15 protein-coding genes are annotated in these 20,095 nt (G+C 34.5%); 8 read left to right on the top strand and 7 right to left on the bottom strand.

Annotated features, from left to right (window positions below; genetic code table 11):
- Positions 1 to 56: 56 nt before the first annotated feature.
- Positions 57 to 2,630 carry a PEP/pyruvate-binding domain-containing protein gene (locus tag C1Y58_RS04475; protein WP_105614776.1) on the bottom strand — a complete coding sequence of 858 codons (2,574 nt, stop codon included), beginning with the start codon at positions 2,628 to 2,630 and terminating at the stop codon, positions 57 to 59.
- A gap of 2 nt (positions 2,631 to 2,632) precedes the next feature.
- Positions 2,633 to 3,907 (bottom strand): MFS transporter, encoded by a 1,275-nt coding sequence (locus C1Y58_RS04470; protein WP_330404382.1) that lies wholly within the window; start codon positions 3,905 to 3,907, stop codon positions 2,633 to 2,635.
- Between the two features lie 301 nt (positions 3,908 to 4,208).
- Between C1Y58_RS04470 and C1Y58_RS04465 the strand changes: the two genes are divergently transcribed.
- A complete protein-coding gene (locus C1Y58_RS04465) occupies positions 4,209 to 5,828 on the top strand; it encodes a vanadium-dependent haloperoxidase (protein WP_105614774.1) in 1,620 nt (539 codons plus the stop codon).
- 72 nt (positions 5,829 to 5,900) lie between these two features.
- Here C1Y58_RS04465 and C1Y58_RS26770 read toward each other — a convergent pair whose 3' ends face one another.
- The 5 genes from C1Y58_RS26770 to C1Y58_RS04440 form a co-directional block, all read right to left on the bottom strand.
- On the bottom strand, positions 5,901 to 6,578 hold the full coding sequence (locus C1Y58_RS26770; RefSeq protein ID WP_207655702.1) for a 4Fe-4S binding protein: 678 nt from the start codon (positions 6,576 to 6,578) through the stop codon (positions 5,901 to 5,903).
- Positions 6,579 to 6,693: 115 nt separating this feature from the next.
- The gene (locus C1Y58_RS04455; protein ID WP_157949947.1) at positions 6,694 to 7,497 is read right to left on the bottom strand and encodes an alpha/beta fold hydrolase; all 804 of its coding nucleotides are present in this window, start codon (positions 7,495 to 7,497) and stop codon (positions 6,694 to 6,696) included.
- Positions 7,498 to 7,592: 95 nt separating this feature from the next.
- Positions 7,593 to 8,213 carry a TetR/AcrR family transcriptional regulator gene (locus C1Y58_RS04450; protein ID WP_157949946.1) on the bottom strand — a complete coding sequence of 207 codons (621 nt, stop codon included), beginning with the start codon at positions 8,211 to 8,213 and terminating at the stop codon, positions 7,593 to 7,595.
- Positions 8,214 to 8,344: 131 nt separating this feature from the next.
- Complete coding sequence (locus C1Y58_RS04445) at positions 8,345 to 8,677, bottom strand: cupin domain-containing protein (protein WP_105614771.1); 333 nt, start codon at positions 8,675 to 8,677, stop codon at positions 8,345 to 8,347.
- Between the two features lie 28 nt (positions 8,678 to 8,705).
- Positions 8,706 to 9,752, bottom strand: coding sequence for a DUF2785 domain-containing protein (locus C1Y58_RS04440; protein ID WP_105614770.1), 1,047 nt, complete (start codon positions 9,750 to 9,752; stop codon positions 8,706 to 8,708).
- A gap of 296 nt (positions 9,753 to 10,048) precedes the next feature.
- Here C1Y58_RS04440 and dnaN point away from each other — a divergent pair, with 296 nt between their 5' ends.
- From dnaN to C1Y58_RS04405, 7 genes are all read left to right on the top strand, one after another.
- The gene (dnaN, locus tag C1Y58_RS04435) at positions 10,049 to 11,143 is read left to right on the top strand and encodes a DNA polymerase III subunit beta (protein WP_105614769.1); all 1,095 of its coding nucleotides are present in this window, start codon (positions 10,049 to 10,051) and stop codon (positions 11,141 to 11,143) included.
- Positions 11,144 to 11,344: 201 nt separating this feature from the next.
- On the top strand, positions 11,345 to 12,145 hold the full coding sequence (locus C1Y58_RS04430) for a MerR family transcriptional regulator (RefSeq protein ID WP_105614768.1): 801 nt from the start codon (positions 11,345 to 11,347) through the stop codon (positions 12,143 to 12,145).
- A 312-nt stretch (positions 12,146 to 12,457) separates the two neighbouring features.
- On the top strand, positions 12,458 to 14,884 hold the full coding sequence (locus C1Y58_RS04425) for a GH116 family glycosyl-hydrolase (protein ID WP_105614767.1): 2,427 nt from the start codon (positions 12,458 to 12,460) through the stop codon (positions 14,882 to 14,884).
- A 208-nt stretch (positions 14,885 to 15,092) separates the two neighbouring features.
- A complete protein-coding gene (locus tag C1Y58_RS04420; protein ID WP_105614766.1) occupies positions 15,093 to 16,478 on the top strand; it encodes a carbohydrate ABC transporter substrate-binding protein in 1,386 nt (461 codons plus the stop codon).
- 101 nt (positions 16,479 to 16,579) lie between these two features.
- On the top strand, positions 16,580 to 17,467 hold the full coding sequence (locus tag C1Y58_RS04415; RefSeq protein WP_105614765.1) for a carbohydrate ABC transporter permease: 888 nt from the start codon (positions 16,580 to 16,582) through the stop codon (positions 17,465 to 17,467).
- Positions 17,468 to 17,485: 18 nt separating this feature from the next.
- On the top strand, positions 17,486 to 18,334 hold the full coding sequence (locus C1Y58_RS04410) for a carbohydrate ABC transporter permease (RefSeq protein WP_105614764.1): 849 nt from the start codon (positions 17,486 to 17,488) through the stop codon (positions 18,332 to 18,334).
- 34 nt (positions 18,335 to 18,368) lie between these two features.
- Positions 18,369 to 20,090, top strand: coding sequence for a sensor histidine kinase (locus C1Y58_RS04405; RefSeq protein ID WP_105614763.1), 1,722 nt, complete (start codon positions 18,369 to 18,371; stop codon positions 20,088 to 20,090).
- The last annotated feature ends 5 nt before the right edge of the window (positions 20,091 to 20,095 follow it).

Raw genomic sequence — 20,095 nt, 5'->3', positions numbered from 1 at the left:
GTGACAGCCCTTTTAAATTACTATACATTAATCTGCCAGATAAAATAGGATTGATCTTAATCTTTGATGATCTTAACAATTCCACTGGAACCATCGACTTCTAACAGATCTCCATCCTTAATTGTAGTAGTAGCACCATCGATACCTGTTACACAAGGAATACCATATTCTCTGGCGATAATGGCACCGTGTTGAAGAGGACCACCTACTTCCATGACAACTGCTGCTGCATTAATGAAAATCGGCGTCCATGTAGGTTCAGTTGCTTTTGCTACAAGAATTTCACCTTTATGGAGAGGCTTTTCAAATGGTGTTAATAGTACTTTAGCTCTACCTTTGATGATACCTGGTGAGACAGCATCACCGACTAAATCGCCAGATTCACTTTGTCGAATATATCTGAAGATTTTACCCCTAGAATCAATGATTGTTGGCCAGCTTTTCACATGCTTGGTTATCCCTCTAACTTTTTTCTTCTCAGTTACGATGGATTTCAAATCGAAATGTGGATTATGTTGTCCCTCTGTTATCTCATTAGAGGTTAGCATAAAAATATCATCAATTACATCCAATCTTCCTTCTTTAACAAACTGTTTAGCTAGTTTTAATGCAACCTGTCTTAGCTTATCATTAGCATAAACGTACATGTATTTTGGGTGTTCGCGTATTCCTAATATATTGTAAGCTTTGGCGTATTTTATAAATTTCTTTTCTTTTTTCATGTATCTAGCAGTTTCTAATAACTTTTGATATGCTTTTTCTTTTTTCTGCTTAGAAGTCTGCATAGCATTATCATGAATATTAATGAGTTTAAGTTGCCTAAAGAAGTCTTCTATATTTTCATAAGGTCTCACAGCAGCTGTATCAATTTCTCCAACACAACGGCAACCAAATTTTTGCATATGCTCATCGTAAGCTTTTAAAAACTCCTTAGAGAAGGTTCTTTCTTGAATACCTTTAGCAAAGACTTTACTGAACTCAGTCTTTTGAACCTCATCAAAGGAGGCTAAATGAACAAGACTATAGCCCATTTGACTTGTTGGATTACCAGAAAGATCGATACTAAGGGCTAGGATTTCTGTATCGAGATTTTGATCTTTAAACATTTTTTTTATCTTTGTTTCAGCGATTAAACAAGCAGCCATGGGCATTGCATGAATCATCATTTCATAAAACATCTTCATGATAGCATCTGCTTTTTTATTAAAGTCTATATTGGTATCCATAATACGATCAATTTCTTTAAAACCTCGCTCAGCATGCTCGAAATATAAATCGTATTGAGCCATCGGATCCTTTAATGTTTTGACTAATGTTGGAATTATTCCAAGAGCCATTTTAATACTAGCTGATGTTATGCCTTTAAGCTTTGCAGGCTTCTCATTGATATGGTAACCATTTTTAAAGTTAAAATTTTTCAAAGTCTCTTTAGTAGGTACATCGTAGCTTCCTATTGTGCGGTTAATCATCTTTTCGCCAAGTGCCTTTTCCATATTGGTTAAGTCCATATACATTCTGCCGTTGACAGAATAAAATGCTCCATCTTTACCTTCAGGCATAATGCCTTGTTTAGCATTTACAATCATCTTTGTAAACATTTCATTACCTAATTCAGACATGGAATATTCAAAACCTTGAGTGAGTTTAATCATGTCTATATATAAATGCCTTGTTTCACTAGGCTTTGTTTGATACTCTTCATACAATGGGAAGTAGGTGGTGATAGGCCTAGATTGCAAAAGATAGAGTTTTCCATTTTCGTAAGCCCATTCAGTATCCATTGGCATGCCGTAGTGGGATTCACACTTCGTAATGAGTTTTGTCAATTCGATAATTTGATTGTCTCTCAAAGCTTGCTGCAGTGGATTTTCAATGGATTTTTCAATTGTTCCCCCATCTTTTAGTAGGTATAATGCATGTTTTTTTTCGTTAACTTTTTTCTCAAGTACTTGATTATTTACTTTATTGACGATATAAGTATCTGGTGATACGGTACCTGACACAATAGTTTCTCCAAGACCAAATGCCGCATTGATCATGACTTCATCATAGCAATTATTATTTGGATTTAAGGAAAAACCTACGCCGCTCACATCAGATGCAATCTGTTTTTGTATGATAACTGCTATACGTGTATTTTCGATGTTAATACCATTTTGTTCTTTGTATGCCATAACACGATAGTCAAACATAGAAGCAAAAGCTTTAGCAACATAACTCTCTAGTTCCCCGATTGTTATACCTAAATAAGTTTCATACATACCTGCAAAACTAGTGCCTTCTAAATCTTCTTCAGGTGATGATGAGCGAACTGCAAAGATTGACTCTGTATGCAATTGACATAGATGCTTTTCAAACTCTACTTTTTGAATCTCTGTAAATTTTAGGACAGTTGCTTTTGCCTTGATGCCATCACAGTTTTCTTTTGTAACGTCCAAAAGTAATTCTGTCCACTCATGAGTAGACTTAATAGTGTCAAGCCATGGTGAGAAGAATTCAACTGTCAAAGCTATACCTTCTGGAACAGGAAAACCAGCTTTTGTGGTTTCTATAAGTGCTTTTGCCTTACCCCCAACTTCAGATAGTTTTGGACTCTTCTTGGTTAGAAAATCATAAATCATATCTCTCATAACTAAACCTCCTCATTACTTTTTATTTCAGATAATCTTTGTTCTGTAGTAAAGGATGCAATAAATCTAATAGAAACAATCATGATAATAATAGCAACAACAATAACAGTTATGTGTATATCTACTTTATCCAGTACCATACCATATATCAAAGCACCAAGAGGCATTCCGCCTTTGCTGATAAGCCCAACAATAGAAAATACTCTAGACATGTATTCATTAGGTGTTACTTTCTGAATAAATGTCTGTACAGGTATATTGATAAACATGATGGATGTATATAATAAAAACAGTACTGAAGAAAAGAGTATGAAATAAGTTAAGGTACTATTGCCAAGGGATGTGACAAGGCTTGGAATGATGATGCATCCAAAAACAATCATGGTGACTGACATAGATATAATCCCCATAAACATGGGTTTTTTTAAATCAATGTCTTTACCCAAACGTCCAACAAGTATACTTCCTAACATGGCACCAGAAAATAAAATGACTTGTATATAGCCGTATTGTGTGTCTGTATAGTTAAGCTGTGTTCTAAAGAATAAAGGAAGAACAATACTAAATACAGGGTGTATGAAGGCAAATATAACTAAGAAATAGGTGCTTAATCGCCTAATGACGGCGTTATGCTTAATAAACTTAGCACCTTCAGTCATATCATGCAATATACCTTTAAAGCCTTCTATGGATACCTTTTTGGTATGCTGATATCTAATCAACATTTCACTACTACCAGAGATTAAGAATGAAATACCGTTTATGATAAAAAGTAGAGTAATACCATAACTGGTATAAAGAGCGACAGCAATAAGTGGGGCAACCAAACCAGATAGAATCCGTAAGGTTGCGACTTTTGAATTAGTTTTATTCAGCTCATCTTCAGGTACAAGTTGTGGAATCATTCCCTTCGTTGCAGGATCAAAGAAACCATACATCAATGCCACAATAACTTGTATCATCAGTAAAAGAGCTATACTCATCTGATCAATCGAAGATACATAGGCCAATAATAATACAACTACTGCACTTACAACATCTGCAATGACCATAATGCGTTTTCTATTGAGACGATCTCCAATGACACCTGCAAATGGATATACTATTAAAATGGGCATCAGTGAGAGAAACGAAAATAATCCAATAGTTGCGGCTGAGCCACCAACATCAATGATGTAGAGGGGCATAATCAACATTTGTATACTTGATCCAATATCTGATATGACCCTACCAAATAAAAGGAGCACTAAATTCTTATTCAATTTTTTCTTATTCAATTTCCTCACCTCATTCTAGTGTAAGTTTTATATTTCAAATGCTAAGTAAGTTAAAGAATATCTATTTCTAATACTAATGTATTCATTTATGCTCTCAGGAAGAATTACCATTTAAATCAACAGACAACTTTTGTCTACTATTAGTATACTACTATAGACAGAAGTTGTCAATGAGGTTACTGGTTTAATAATTGTATAACAAAACCAATATAACTGTAACTTTTTAGATCCAAAAAATATAAGATATAATATAAGAATTTTTCTTAAAAACATATAAATTGAATAAATGAGGTGAATAACTATGATTGCAAAGAGTGAATTGAAAGAAAAAAAAGAATCTCCTAGCAAGAAAGTTGAAAAAAAAGAAACTGAATGTTTAAATTCAACTCCACCAAAGTGCAATCCTATTGGACCATTAACTCCATTCCAGCGAAGGGACGAGGCTTATGAAATTCGTGAGAATGCAGCTCAGTATCAGAGAGATCTTCCTCTCCCTAACCATCCCTGTAATGGAGATGAAAACTTATATTCAAATAAAATTGGTAACTTCACTAAGACATTACCACATAACGAACTAGGAGAAGTAGACATCAATGCATATAATGTCTATATTAACGCTCTAACCACTGGTAACCCTGACATTTTTGAGACTATTCCATTAGGTGGTAGTCGGAAGCTAGCTAATCCTCAAGCATCCTACGCATATGATTTAATGGGACCTGATTCTCATCACTTAACTATGATGATACCTCCAACTTTTAACAGTGCTTGGCGAGTTGGTGAAATGGCAGAAGACTATTGGAGTGCCTTAACAAGGGATATAGCTTTTACTAATTATGATACAAGCTGTCTTACTATTCAAGCCGCAGCAGATCTTTCAAAGTTTTCTGATTTTAGAGGACCTAAAGAAAATGGAGTCGTCACTACACAGACTTTGTTTAGGGGAGATACTCCAGGTGATTTAGTAGGTCCATACGTATCACAATTGTTCTATAAAGACGTTACATTTGGAAATAAGACCCTCCTTCAACAGTATAACAGTCCTGTAGTAGGAGATGACTTTATGACATCTTATGATGAGTGGTTGAGTATTCAAAATGGGGACGAGCCAAGTTCATCCATAAGCTTTTTGTCAACGCCACGTTATATTCGTAATGGCAGAGATTTGGGACAATGGGTACATGTAGATTTCACTTATCAAGGTATGCTGACAGCTTGCTTGATTCTTTTAGGCTTTGGTCCATTAGCCTTAGATCAACAAAATCCTTATTTGAATTCTAGAACTCAAGGTGGCTTTGTCACTTTTGGAGCAGCCTTCATTTTGGATTTTGTAGCAAAAGCTGCGAGAGTAGCTCTGGAAGCTGCATGGTACCAAAAATTCTTAGTTCAGCGTGTACTTCGACCTGAAGCCTTTGGTGGATGTGTTCAAAACAATATGACTGGAGCAACGAACTATCCTATCAACCAAGAATTATTTGATTCAAGTGTTCTACCTAAGATTTTCAGTAAGTATGGTACTTATCTGTTACCCATGGCTTATCCAGAAGGTAGTCCTACTCATCCAGCTTATCCAGCTGGACATGCTTGTGTTGCAGGTGCTTGTGCCACAATGCTAAAAGCATTCTTCAATGAAGATTTCGTCATTCCAGATCCAGTGGTAGCTAGTCCAGATGGTCTATCCTTACTACCTTATTCTGGACAAGATTTAACCATTGGAGGAGAATTAAATAAAATGGCATCCAATATTGCTATTGGGCGAGATTTAGCAGGTGTCCATTGGCGTTCAGACTCCAGCGAAGGTTTAACATTAGGTGAAACTGTAGCTATTCAAATCTTACAAGACTACAAAGATACCTATAATGAAGACTTTAATGGTTTTACACTTACTAAATTTGATGGAACAACTATAGTAGTCGGCTAAATAATTAACCCCAATGTCAGCTTAATATATCCATAAGTTGACATTGAGGTATTTAAAAGTTACTTATATGCATTAAAAGGCTATTGACTCTTGAATAGCATCAACTGGACAAGTAAGTATGCAACTGCCGCAATCATCGCAGCGATCTGGAATAACCGTATAAGGGCTACCTTTTTTTATAGCCTTAAAAGTACAAACTTTTTTGCATTTGCCACAAGCAATGCAAGAATCAGTTATTCTTGGACCGGCTTGATTATAAGCTACACCACCATATGAAAATCTTGTTCGCAATAGTTTATGATCTCTGAATTTTTCATCAAAATCTACATCAAATATTTCGCCTTTAGCTTTATAAATGACGTAGTTCCCTTCCTTCATAGCTGGATATTTATCCATATCATTGACTGCAGTTAAAAAGTCTTTATTGGTCTTAGCTTTTTCTCTTATTACTTCCTCTGTCACCATTCTTACGTCACCGATTAAACGAAATGAATAACTGGGTGGGAAGATAGGTGTACCATCAGCCTCATGACCAATAATACTGGTATCTGTACAGCCACATATAGTAACTTTTTTAGTAGCCATAAGTTGTCTACCAAAAGGTTTATTCTTCATGGTTCTAAAATATATGCCTTCTTCATCATATCCATTAAAGTGAGCAACTCTTGAATGAACTTCATCACCATGGATGGTAGAAAAGACTAAGACACCTATTTTATCTGCGTATGCATAAACTTGTTCTATGTTCATTATTTATCCTCCTTGAAATGAATTACTTGGACATCCAACTACTTACATGATACTTGGATATCCAAGTAATGTCAAGAGAATATGAGTAAAGAGAGCTGTATTATATACAGCATCATCATTGATTGATAAATGTTTCTATAATTTTATTAAAAGACTCAGGTTGGTCTAGATTAGCTATATGACCTGCTTTATCTAGTTTTATAACAGAAGTATTCTCATTTTTCTCAATGATATTTAATGCAGAAGATAAATTTTTGTTTATATCATGATCTGTTTCACCTTGTATCAAGAGATAGGGGATCTGTATATTCTCCAAAGTCTTTAAATAAGTGTAATTACCAAGATTTCTTCGAATATAGGGGATTGCTTCAATAGCCATTGAAAATTGAGCAAATAATTCTTGACGTACTGCTTCGTATTGACTACTATATTTGCTTATGAAGCGACAGTACTCAGTAGGATTTATTTTGAGCATCATTTGATCTGTTTTGGCAATTAAGTAAGTAGTTAATTTTGAGAATCTTAATTCAGGTGCGGTTCCAAAAGTAACAAGACTCTTAAAAAGTGAAGGCATTGCTTGAATTAACTCAAATCCAATCATACCCCCAGCAGAGTTGCCAACATAGTGGAGGCTGTCAATTTTAAGATGGTGAAGTACTTCTAAGAGATCGTCACGATGCTTTTCCAATGTGTATTGGGAGGCGTGACAAATTCTAGGATTGCTTGATTCACCATGACCCCTTAAAGAAACAGAGAGGACTCGATAATTCTTAGAGAAGTATTGATGCTGAGGTATAAATTGTCTTAAATTTGCCCCTGCACCATGCATAAGCATAAGCGTTTCACCATTTTCTTGGCCTGTAAGTAAATATTCCAATTCTACTTCTGAACACCTGATTCTTTGAATTTTTTCCATCATCTCTAAACCCTCCATTAATTTATATTTGTGGTACTAACTATTTTTTTTGAATGACCACATGGTCACTATTCGAGTGAAAAAATAGATAAGCATTGCTACTTATCTAGACCTAACTTAATCATTGTCATGTACATCTGTAATTCCTTCAAATAATCTTCTTTATATTGATCTATATCTCCAATATGACTAGAGTTTGCCTCCATAAAATACTCGTTATATCCAATTAAGATCCACTTCAGTAGCTTTAAGACATGTTCCTTATCATACTTAGTCTGGCTAAAATCTGCATCCTGAAAAATGTTAACAAAGAAACTTCCTGCTTGAACGGTATATTTCTCTGTCAGTTTTTGAGATATTTCAGATTTCCCATTAAAGGCCTCTTTAAATAATTGATAGAGTATAGGTTTCTTTATATATAAATTAAGCTCTATTGCTGCAAGCTTATAAACTCGATCAAAAATGTCCTTTGGCAACTCTACCATATCTTGTGACATTTCCGAGGTAATACTTTTAACGACATGTTCTAACACATAAAAATACAGTTCTTCTTTCGTATTAAAATATTTAAATAGACTACCTTTTGACATATTAATTTTTTTGACTATTCTATTAGTGGAAGCATTTTCATACCCGTATTCTGCAAACTCTTCAATGCAGACATTTAGTATAAGTTCTTTTTTTGGCTTTGGTAATGCTTCGAAGGTTTTATAGCTCATGTTACTTACCTCCATATAAAAATCAGTAAGGTGACCATGTGGTCAATGTAAATAAATTATAATCATAAATGTGTAATTTGTCAACTACTAAAAAACTATCAACACATTTGCATTGATAGTCTTTAGTACCTCTATTTCTTGTTATATCTATCTTTTTCATTAAAGAAGGTAATATCAGCATATCCAGCATAAATTTTCCCTGAATGTTTTACACCTTTTGGGATATAGTAGCGATCACCTTTCGCGTAAGTATTCTTTACCCCATCGATAGTTAATTCTATTTTACCTTCTAATACGATGCCATACTGACTATCATGGGAATGTTCAACTAACTCAACATCTTCATCAAACTCCATGAAGAGAATTTGATGATTTTCACCTTGAGATAAGTAGGCAGTTAGCCCCTCCAGTGGAATATTTGCCTTTGGTAGATCTAAGATTGCTTCAGGAAAAATTGTTGCCATCTAAATACAACTCCTTTAGTAGTTCAAGTTAATTTTCTTCTAAAAATTCTTCAAGATAAGGTAGCATTACTGAACCTCTTTTTGTCATTTTAACCGAACTCTTTAGATAGTTCAAGAATTCTTTAACATTAGAGTGGGTAATACGATCCACATCTTCATTACCTGTTTGTGGATAATCAATCATACCTTTCACCCATTCCTCTAAACTAGCATCATCTACTAGTTCTCTCCGTAAAACTGTTTCTACAGCTGCCATTAGCCTGAGTTCTTCACCATCAACATATTCATGTTCACCAGTAACAATTTTACTCCCTATGACATGAAGGATATTGAGTAATTCTTCTTCACCAAGGACCTCATATTTGGCTAATAGACTAAATGTATCCCCAGAGTGTGCCATGGCATGTGCCCATCCCTTTTCCTCTACAAATCCTCTACAATCTTTTTCTTCATCCAAATAGGTGATTAACTGATCATAGGTATGCATAATCTCTTCATCAGTTAAAATCTTTTCTTTAAAATCATCGTAGAACAGGACAGAATAGATGATTAGGACAGAAAAACTTCTAGTAAACACACTATCAGTTCCAGCTTCCCCTATATGATACTTCAATCTTTCATCAGATAACAATGCTTCCAATATGCCTTTCGTCTTGGAAGTCTCTAATTTTCCTGATTCTATCCATGTTCGAAATGTCATATAGATTAAATCATCTCTTAATTCGCTGTCAGTGGATCCAATAAATTCTATCATTTCTGCAATGATAAAATCTTCATCCATATCATCGTCGATAGCATAACTGTTTTGCTTGATAGTAATCAGATTCTCCTTAAGTTTAGCTTCTCGGTTAGCATAGTTATCAATTTTTTGTTTATCATTAGTACCATTCTCACTGTTAGCTTCTGATTCTGAAGATTCTCCAGATGTTTCTTCTTCACTAACACTTTTCACAGTAGTATCAATAGATGATTCACCATACACATCCTGTGATACTGATGCACCACAACTGGTTAGAGATACTATGAAAGTGACTAATACAAGGGTTATAAAGAAACCTTCCATCATATTTTTCATTTGTTTTCCTCCGTTTTATATGTATTTATTATTAAGACAGGTTATATATGTTGATAGTAAGTTAAGAGTAATATATCTGTTAATGATGTAGTAACAAGGATTAAATTACAATATTATACATAACCATATTATAACTTATAACTGTAATCATAACAATACTATTTATTTTATTGAAACTGGAGGATTAATTTACAATTACTAGTCTTCTTGGTATAATGAAAGTTAGATGATAATGGCAGATTTAGTTAGAACATGTAATGTTTGTTCGAATAAAATGATAAGGAGATAACATACATATGGAGTTTATTTGTAATAGAGATGATCTATTAAATGGGTTGAATGTGGCACAAAAAGCCATTACAAAAAAATCCACATTGAATATTCTTGAAGGGGTTTATATTCAAGGAAATGAAGAAGGAATCACCCTTCTTGGCAACGATTTAGAAATGGGTTGTATGTACAAAATTAAAGGTGTAGTGAAGCGATATGGTGAACTGTGCCTACATGCAAAAATCTTTACAGATATTGTTAGAAAACTAAGAGCTGATGAAGTACATATCAATGTAGAAGGGGATAGGGCATTCATCAGCAGTGGTAACACCAATTTACAGCTACAAACCATGCCTGCGGAACAATACCCAAAGCTTGAATATACATTGGAAGATTGTTTAGTAACTTTAGAGCAAGCACAATTGAAAAGAGCATTAAAAGGATCGCTATTTGCACTAGGCATCAACGAAATGCGTCCAGTTTTCACAGGAGTTAAATTTTTATTAAGTGATCATCTATTAACCGTACTTGCTATGGATGGTTACAAGATTGCTATTCGTAAAGAGAATAGCGATTTTGAAGGAGAAAAAGAATTCATTGTACCTGGTCGAACCTTAATAGAATTATTGAAGATTCTTGAAGAAGAAGGAGATATCCAGATATACAGTACCCTTAAACAGGTCATCTTTAAAACAGCCAAGTTAACATTAACGTCAAGATTATTAGAAGTTAATTCTGTTGATTATAAGCAATTTATCTTTGATGATCCTCTCACAAAGGTTACAGTTGCAGCAAATGATTTAGTCAACTTAATCGAAACTGCTTCCGCATTTATATTGAATGGTCAAAACACTAATGTACCATTGGTCTTGGAGATAAAGGACCAACGGATATGGGTAAAATGTCAAAGTGTATTTGGTAATATAGAGGATTATATTGGATGTAAGGCTTATGGACAACCTTTGAAAATTGGGTTTAATTATCGCTACTTATTAGAGACCATTCGTGCCTGTGATACAGAGTTTATTACCCTTTTCTTTAAAGATAATCGAACTCATTGCATGGTTACACCAATGGAAGGTGAAACATATGTCTATATAACAGCACCAGTGATTATTTAATAGACGAAAGAATTTAAAGGATATGTAAGTAATTTTTTGATAAACGATATCTCTATAGGTATCGTTTTCAGTATTTTATAAGCTTTTACAATCTCGCTAAAAATATTTTCAAGTAAGTGTTGACCTTCCCATTATGGAAAGGTTTATAATGAACTCATACCGGTGAAATGATAAAGAACGCGTTATAAAAGGAGTGCTTCTATGTATACGATTGGTGAATTCTCCAAGATCGGAAAAGTATCAACAAAGATGCTAAGACACTATGATAAGATCGGTCTATTGTTGCCAGAGAAAATAAATGATGAAAATGGTTATCGCTACTATTCTCATAACCAAGTAAAAGATATCATTATGATTAACAAACTGAAAAGATATAAGTTTTCTCTAAAAGAAATCGGAGACTTAATGGTGAAGAAAGATAACCATATACTGCAACATGCCATGAAGCAAAAATTAAAAGAAATCCAAAAAGAGATGTTGCAATATCAATTGCTAGCGGAGCAAATGGTAGAAGAGATTGATCACTTAGAACAAGGAGGTCCAATGATTATGGCGAGAGAGTTTAAGATTATGAAACAAGAGCAAGAGGATATGATTCTAGTTACAGCTAGAGAAAAAATATCAATGGATGAGATTGGTCGTTTGATGAGTCAAGTGATGGAAAATGTCTATCGTAATCAATTAGAACAAGCAGGTCCTATTATAACAAAGTATTATGATGAAGATTTTGATAGAAACTATACAGATATAGAAGTCTGTGTACCTGTGAACAAAGAATTAGAAGGGATAACAAAAAGACATCAAGGTAAGTTGTGCGTCTATACAGAATTTGTTGGTCCTTACAGCGAGATATCAGAAGCCTATGCGGTGATTATAGACTATATGAAAGAAAATAACTTAAAGACAGCTGCAGCTCCATATGAGAAGTATTTAAAAGGACCGGGTAGTGATGTAACACCGAAAGATTTTGTAACAGAAGTTTATTTTCCAGTATCTGAATAATGATCAAGTTTATGATTTAAGTTATCTTTAACAACCTTTTAGCTATTATCAATAGTTAAAAGGTTGTTTCTTGTATTTGCCAATTATATATACTGTGAATAGTGATGATTAAAATGTAAAAATAATCGGGGTAAAGAGGGTTACAAGTAAAAAAAATCTATTTACTATATCTTGTTTGAAGATTAGTATATGATGTGTAGTGCCTCAATAAATATTATTAAACTAGTGAAAATTTTAAGAATAGCATTGTAAAAATTATATGTTATGGTATAATGAATTCAAAAACGTGCACGAGCACAAGGGGGATGAACAATGGACAAATTAATCTACTCGAATGACGTATTATACGCGCCCTATGAAAAGAAAAAATACACAGAGAAGCATACTCAGGCAGCTTTTCTTCTCGGAGGTATTGGGACAGGAAATATATCAGTTGGTGCAAGGGGAGAATTTAGAGATTGGGAAATCTATAATAGTCCTGGTAAAGGTAATACATCAAATTATACATTCTTTTCAATATGGACTAAGGAAGAAGGTAAAGAAAAGAAAGCTAAAGTTTTAGAATCTAAACTTCAACCACCTTATTTAAATATGTCCATCGGTTATTCCGCTGAGAAATGTGCAGGATTACCTCGATTCGAAAGTAGCAAAATGAGCAGTGAATATCCTTTTGTAACTGTTGAATTAGAAGATGATAGTATGCCAGTTGAAGTGACCATGGAAGCTTTTACACCCTTTATACCTCTTAATGCAGATGATTCAGGTATTCCTGGTACAGTCATTCGTTATAAAGTTAAAAATACCAGTGATCAACCCCAAGAGGTAGCAATTGCAGGATCACTCACAAATTCAGTTGGATTTGTAAGAAATTCAATATGGGGTTTTACGGATGTTGTAGGGGAAACTTATAACGAGAAAAGAGATAATGATGGGATTAAAGGAATCTTCATGGGATGTAACAAGCTAAAAGAATCAAGTGTTAAATACGGTAATCTTTCACTAATGACAAATGAGGAAAATGTTTCAATGAAGCCTAACTGGTATAATGGTGCGTGGTGGGATGGTATCCATGAGTACTGGGATGATTTCTCAGAAGATGGTGAATTGAATGAAGAAATTGAAAAAATAGGACTTGAAAGTCAAAAAGGACATAAAACACATAAAGTAGGCGCACTAAGTGTTAAAAAACATATTCAACCGAAAGAAGAAAAAATCTTCGAATTCATTCTAACATGGTTTATGCCTAATCGACCAAATGAATGGTCAGTTGATGTGTATGATTATAATAGTGATGAAGAAAATACTATGAAAAACCATTATGCAAGTCAGTTCACAGATTCTTGGAATGCTGGAGAGTATTTAATTAAAAACATGGATCGATTAGAGTGTGAATCAAGAAAATTCACTGAAGCGCTGTATTCTACAACTTTACCAAGTCATGTAATCGAAGCCATTGCAAACAACATTACTGTTATTCGCAGTACCACTTGTTTTAGAATAGAAGGTGGACATTTTATGGCTTGGGAAGGCAGCCATGATCAGTTTGGATCTTGTCATGGTACATGTACCCATGTATGGAATTACGCACAAACACTAGCATTTTTATTCCCAACACTAGAACAGTCAGCGAGAAACACAGAATTCAATTTAGAGACAGATGAAAATGGTAGAATGAATTTCAGAACAGATAAATTGTTTGGAAAACCATTTCCTTGGGACTTCCAAGTACATCCAGCTGCTGACGGTCAGTTAGGTACCGTTATACGCTTATATCGAGAGTGGAAGTTATCTGGTGATGATGAATTCTTAAGAAGTGTATGGGAAAAGGCGAAGAAAGCTTTGGACTATGCATTTGTTCACTGGGATCAAGATGGTGATTATGTACTGGATAGCCAACAACATAATACATATGATATTGAGTTTTATGGCCCTAATGCTTTGGTTAATTCTATGTTTTATGGTGCTTTAAAAGCAGGTTCTGAAATAGCCAGATATTTTGGTGATACGGATAATGCAAAAAAGTATCAGAAAGCTTTTGAAGAGGGAAATCTCCGTATGAATTCAATACTGTGGGATGAGGAATACTATGTTCAACAGATTGAAGATGTTAATCAATACAAATATCAGTATGGTAAAGGATGTCTATCAGATCAATTATTTGGTCAGACTTTAGCTCATGTGGCAGGCCTGGGTTATGTCTTACCAAGAGAACATGTTAAAAAAGCTGTTAAATCTATTTTTGATTATAACTTCAAATCTTCAATGGAAGATCACGTCAATGTTCAGAGAACCTATGCCCTTAATGATGAAGCTGGCTTGCTATTATGTACATGGCCAAAGGGAGGCAGACCAAAGTTACCTTTTGTTTACTCCGATGAGGTATGGTCTGGAATTGAGTATCAGGTGGCAACTCATTTGATTTATGAAGGCTATATTGATGAAGCACTGACCATAACTAAGGCATGTCGGGACCGTTATGATGGTATAAAAAGAAATCCATGGAGCGATATAGAGTGCGGACACCATTATGCCAGATCATTAGCAAGTTGGGGATTGCTTATTGCATTAAGTGGTTTCACTTATGATATGACAAAAGATGAAATGGATTTTGCCCCTAAAATTAATCAAGACAATTTTAAAACTTTCTGGAGTACAGGAAAAGCATGGGGAACTTACACTCAAACCGTCAACGAGCAAGGAGAGATTGAGAAAGAGATACAAACACTCTATACAAAATAATTTAATATTATAGACAAGATAAGCCGTGGGATGATTGAATCTCACGGTTTATTTTAGTTACATTACTTTGATATAATAAGACTATCAGTATCTATGTAAAATTTAGACTAATGGAAGTAAAAATAAGACATTTTAATCATTTATATATACAGGTAAGATGAATGAGTAGCTTGTCAACAAGTGAAAATATTAGAGGGAGGAAAAATGAATGGAAGTAAGAAGAATATTAACATTACTATTAGCTTTAATCTTAGTTTTTAGTACGTTAGCAGGATGTAGCAATGAGGTTAAGGAAAATACAGATACAAATAAAACAGTAGAAGAAAAAGGGGCTTCTAATGATCAGAAAGGCGAGCCTGAAGAAAAACAAGTTTTAGATGTAGCAGCTTTTGAAGGTGGATACGGAAGAGGGTATTGGGATGCAGTTATTGAGCAATTTGAAGAAGATCACCCCAATGTCGAAGTTGAGTTAACTATTAGCCCAAAGATTGTTGATATAATAAGACCACGCCTTGTAGCTGGTGACCCACCTGATTATATTTATGCTGGAGAACTGGATACACTTATGTTAGGTGACGGGGCTTTATTACCCCTTAACGATGTTTTTGAATCAGAATCTCTTGATGGGGATGGTGTTCTTCTAAAGGATAAAATAATACCTGGATTCTTGGATTACTGTAGTCCATTAGATGATGGCAACATTTACTTTGCACCTGTGAATATGTCTGTTCTTGGTTTATTTTATAACAAGGGATTATTCGATGAAAAAGGTTGGGAAGAACCACAGACATGGGATGAGTTCTTTGCCTTTGCTGAGAAAGCAGAAGAAACAGATCGTGCTTTATTCACTTATCAGGGCATTTACCCAGTATACAATGAATTTATCCTAGGTTCTATGTTGGCATCAGGTGCTGGTAAAGAAGAAGTTGATAAAATTCTCAATTACGCAGAAGATGCATGGGAAGATCCAAAGGTAAAAGAAGTGTTAGATGTCTATGGCAAGATAGCTAGTGAAAATCTTTTACTAGAGGGTACAGTAGCTATGAATCATACTCAGGCACAAACTGCCTTCTTACAAGGTCAAGCACTTTTTATCCCTAGTGGAACATGGATGGAAAATGAAATGAAAGATGTAACCCCAGAAGAAGGGTTTAAATATGGCTTTATACCTGCACCCAGGTTAAATGCAGAAGACAAACCTTATGTCAATTCTGGGTTTGAAAGACATTACATACCTAAGAATGCTAAAAACATTGAAATGGCAAAAGAATTCATGAAGTATCAATATAAAGCAGAAAACATTGCACTTAAGGCTGAACTAACAACTGCTGTCATGCCAGTTGTAGGTGGTGTAGAGCTAGCAAAAGAATATATATCAGAAGCTATGTATAACTGTTATTCCGTCTTTGATAAATATGACGCACAGGCACTTAACTTTGATTGGAAGGTAGTACCTTATGTAGAGGTAAAAGTTCAAGAAGAGTTCTGGAACGCTATTAATAGTTTAATGAATGGTGATATTGATGTAGACGGTTGGTTAGAACGTGTAAAAGAGGCTAATGCAAGTGTACGTAAAACCATGTTAGAACAATAATGAAGTTCATTAGGGGTTGATTGTCATCAGACAAATGACCCCTATTTTACCTCAGATAATAAATCAAGATTGAAAAGTGATGATGAAGAAGGTGCTGAAATATGAAATCAAAAAAGAGAAGTTTATTTATCTCATTATGTGTCTTACCCACATTTATTTGCTACATGATATTTGGGTTTTATCCATGTGTAAGGTCCATAATCATGGCTTTTTATAGGTGGAGCGGTATTTCTGGTCAAGCAGAGTTTATAGGTTTTAATAATTTTGTTACTCTGATCAATGATGCAAAAGTATGGGGAGCTTTAGGGAATAACTTGTTTTTATTAGCAGTTGTACCACTTATGACGATGACCTTAGCTTTACTTTTTGCTTTTAGCATAACTAAAATGAAGTTTAAGGAAAAGGGATTCTATAGAGTTGTCTTTTTCTTCCCTAATGTACTATCTCTGGTTGTCATTTCTATTCTTTTTATGTTTATTTATCATCCTAGCTTAGGTATTCTCAACTCCTTTTTGGAATTTGTGGGATTAGAAAATCTTACTCGAGTATGGCTGGGAGATGCGAATACAGTTCTATGGTCATTAGCAATCACCATGGTATGGCAAGCAGTTGGGTATTATATGGTTCTCTATATGGCATCCATGGAAGGGGTACCTACTTATCTCTATGAAGCAGCCATCATTGACGGAGCAAGTCAGTGGCAGCAGTTTAGAAACATAACCTTTCCTCTAATTTGGGAAGTGGTACGTGTTACTATCATATTTAATATTCTTGGTGTGTTTAACGGAAGTTTTGCTTATGTCAACATAATGACAAAGGGAGGACCTGATGATGCCTCCAACATTTTATCTGTCTATATGTATAAGCAAGCATTTGCTAATGGTAACTTTGGTTATGCTATGTGTGTAGGTATTCTTGTTCTAGTAATCTCTTTACTTCTAGCCTACATTGCCAATCGTTTGACTAAAAAAGAGGTTGTACAATACTAGAATGAAAGGAGTACAGCGATGAAGAAGAAAGAAGAAACAAGATGGAGTATGAGTAAGTTATTGATTCGTATAATCTTGGTCATCAATACAATAGTTGTTATATTCCCTCTTATATGGACCATCTTGACGTCCTTTAAAACAAGTACTGAGTTTTACGAAAATCCATGGAAATTACCAGGTAGTCTTAACTTAATCAATTATATAAACGCTATTGAGAAAGCCAATATGGGGGATTATTTCTTTAATTCTATCTTTGTAACAGTTTTAGGACTATTGATTTGCATTACTATGAGTATAGGTTCAGCCTATGTTCTCACCCGTTATGAGTTCAAATTCCGATCTTTATTTAAGCAAATATATCTGATTGGTTTATTTTTGCCACCGATTCTTGGTATCGTGCCATTGTTCATGATTCTTCAACAAATGAATCTTTATGATACACGTATCGGTCTGAGTATGGTATATGCTTTTACTGCATTCCCCTATACCATATTTATTTTATCAGGTTTCTTTGGTAGTATACCTAAAGAATTTGAAGAAGCAGCCATCGTAGACGGATGTTCTTATTACGGTATTTTATGGCGTATCATGGTACCTATGGCTAAACCTGCTATTATTACAATTACCATATTTAACTTCATGGGTTTCTGGAACGAATACGGCTATTCCTTAACCTATATTGCTTCCGAGTCAAAAAGAACATTACCTATTGGATTAATTAATCTTATGGAGGTCCAACGATATTCAACTGACTGGGGTGCTCTCTTTGCAGGTCTCGTTATAGTCATGCTACCAACGATTATTGTTTATGCTTTACTTCAAAAGCGTATTACATCAGGATTGACAATAGGAGGACTTAAAGGATAGAATAGAACTACTTTTAGGATGAAGGTGATAGGTGATGACCTTAACGATTAAACATAAATTATTACTATCTCTTATTAGCATATCGATTATACCCATAATCATAGTTGGTCTTATTTTTAATATTCAAAGCAGAAAAGATATTATGTCTAAAATAAGTTTATTTGCAAGTAAGACAGTGATAGAAACAGCCAATCATTTAGCCAATCACTTTGAGAATATAGAAGCCACCCTTGATGGTGTCATGGTTCTGGATGAGGTTCAAAATAATCTCTATCAATACGAAACATACGGTGAGTTGGAGCGTATTACCATTTCTACAGCTATTGAAGATATTATTTTCAATAATTATGTCATGGGAAATTATATGAACTATTTTGAAATACTAACCGATGACAATGTTTACTTCTTTAATTATGGCTATAAAATCTTGGACAAATCTCATTATCCTTATGTTCGTCAGAAGGCTTATGAATATGGAGGAAAATCTTATTTTGATGCCAATAGTGAACAAGATGCAATTATTATAACACGAGCCATTAACAAGGGGTTTACTTTGCAACCTATGGGCTACATGATCATGTCCATTCAAGAGGAGTTTTTCTCAGAAGTCTATGAAGGTTTGATCAATATTGATCAGGGGATAAAAGCCATGATTCTTGATGGTGAAGGTTGGATTATCAGTAGTAATCAGTATGATCTAAGAGGTCAGATAGACAGCCAGTCCATGATATTACATAACATGAAGACAGAAGAGGATGCTTATTTTTCAATTGAACTGGAGGATGAATGGTATGTTGCAACCTATGCACCAATCGATAAAACAGATTATTATCTCGTATGTCTAATACCCTATTCTTATTTAAATGAAGAGACCTATCAATTAGATCGATTATTTATTATAGTGGTTATAAGTTGTATTGCGATAGCTTTTGTCCTAGCTCTTATATTGACCAAGGCAATCTTTAGACCTCTTAATCAATTAGTGGATGTCATGAAACATGCTGAACAAGGGGATTTATCCATCCAATTAGATTATCATAAAAAGGATGAGATTGGTTATCTTACTGAAAACTTTAACCGTATGCTAAAACGTATTCAGCATCTCATCATTCAATTGGAAGAGGAAGAAAAAGAAAAGAGAGAAGCTGAACTCAATATGCTTCAGGCCCAAATTAACCCTCATTTCTTGTTCAATGTACTAAACTCATTGAAGTTTACTGCCATGATGAGTCAATCCTATAGTGTATCCGATGGTATTGATGCTTTGGCCAGTTTGTTACGTGATACCATCAACGATAAAAATGAGTTCATTACTCTTAGAAAAGAAATAGAGAATATCCAGCATTATATTGTTATACAACGGATTCGATATGGTGAGAGTTTTCAGTTACACCATGAGCTGACAGAAGAAATATTATCATGTTGCATACCCAAGTTGTTGCTACAACCCATTGTAGAAAACTCTATCATTCATGGTTTTGAAGACATTGACTATACTGGTATAATTACAATTAATGGGCGATTAGAGGACGGAACTATAATCTTGGATATTTTGGATAATGGTAGAGGTCTGAGTAAAGCAAGTCTAAAGAAGATTAAAAGTGTTCATTACAAATCAAAGAATCAACTATCCAGTATTGGACTCCATAATGTAGAGCAACGTATCAAGCTGCATTATGGACAACAATATGGAATCAATATAGACAGTAACAAAAACGGAACAAAAGTATCAATCAAAATACCTTATCATGTATAGAGGTG

Origin of the sequence: Vallitalea okinawensis (assembly GCF_002964605.1) — a bacterium.
Lineage (GTDB): Bacteria > Bacillota > Clostridia > Lachnospirales > PQDH01 > Vallitalea_A > Vallitalea_A okinawensis.
Note: the sequence above shows the minus strand (reverse complement) of the source record. Positions and strands in the feature narration are given on the sequence as shown.

Coding starts and splice junctions, on each gene's coding strand:
- C1Y58_RS04410 (WP_105614764.1), top strand. CDS start 17,486: ATGAAGAAGAAAGAAGAAACAAGATGGAGTATGAGTAAGTTATTGATT.
- C1Y58_RS04420 (WP_105614766.1), top strand. CDS start 15,093: ATGGAAGTAAGAAGAATATTAACATTACTATTAGCTTTAATCTTAGTT.
- dnaN (WP_105614769.1), top strand. CDS start 10,049: ATGGAGTTTATTTGTAATAGAGATGATCTATTAAATGGGTTGAATGTG.
- C1Y58_RS04440 (WP_105614770.1), bottom strand. CDS start 9,752: ATGAAAAATATGATGGAAGGTTTCTTTATAACCCTTGTATTAGTCACT.
- C1Y58_RS04405 (WP_105614763.1), top strand. CDS start 18,369: ATGACCTTAACGATTAAACATAAATTATTACTATCTCTTATTAGCATA.
- C1Y58_RS26770 (WP_207655702.1), bottom strand. CDS start 6,578: ATGAACATAGAACAAGTTTATGCATACGCAGATAAAATAGGTGTCTTA.
- C1Y58_RS04455 (WP_157949947.1), bottom strand. CDS start 7,497: ATGATGGAAAAAATTCAAAGAATCAGGTGTTCAGAAGTAGAATTGGAA.
- C1Y58_RS04425 (WP_105614767.1), top strand. CDS start 12,458: ATGGACAAATTAATCTACTCGAATGACGTATTATACGCGCCCTATGAA.
- C1Y58_RS04415 (WP_105614765.1), top strand. CDS start 16,580: ATGAAATCAAAAAAGAGAAGTTTATTTATCTCATTATGTGTCTTACCC.
- C1Y58_RS04465 (WP_105614774.1), top strand. CDS start 4,209: ATGATTGCAAAGAGTGAATTGAAAGAAAAAAAAGAATCTCCTAGCAAG.
- C1Y58_RS04430 (WP_105614768.1), top strand. CDS start 11,345: ATGTATACGATTGGTGAATTCTCCAAGATCGGAAAAGTATCAACAAAG.
- C1Y58_RS04445 (WP_105614771.1), bottom strand. CDS start 8,677: ATGGCAACAATTTTTCCTGAAGCAATCTTAGATCTACCAAAGGCAAAT.
- C1Y58_RS04450 (WP_157949946.1), bottom strand. CDS start 8,213: ATGAGCTATAAAACCTTCGAAGCATTACCAAAGCCAAAAAAAGAACTT.
- C1Y58_RS04475 (WP_105614776.1), bottom strand. CDS start 2,630: ATGAGAGATATGATTTATGATTTTCTAACCAAGAAGAGTCCAAAACTA.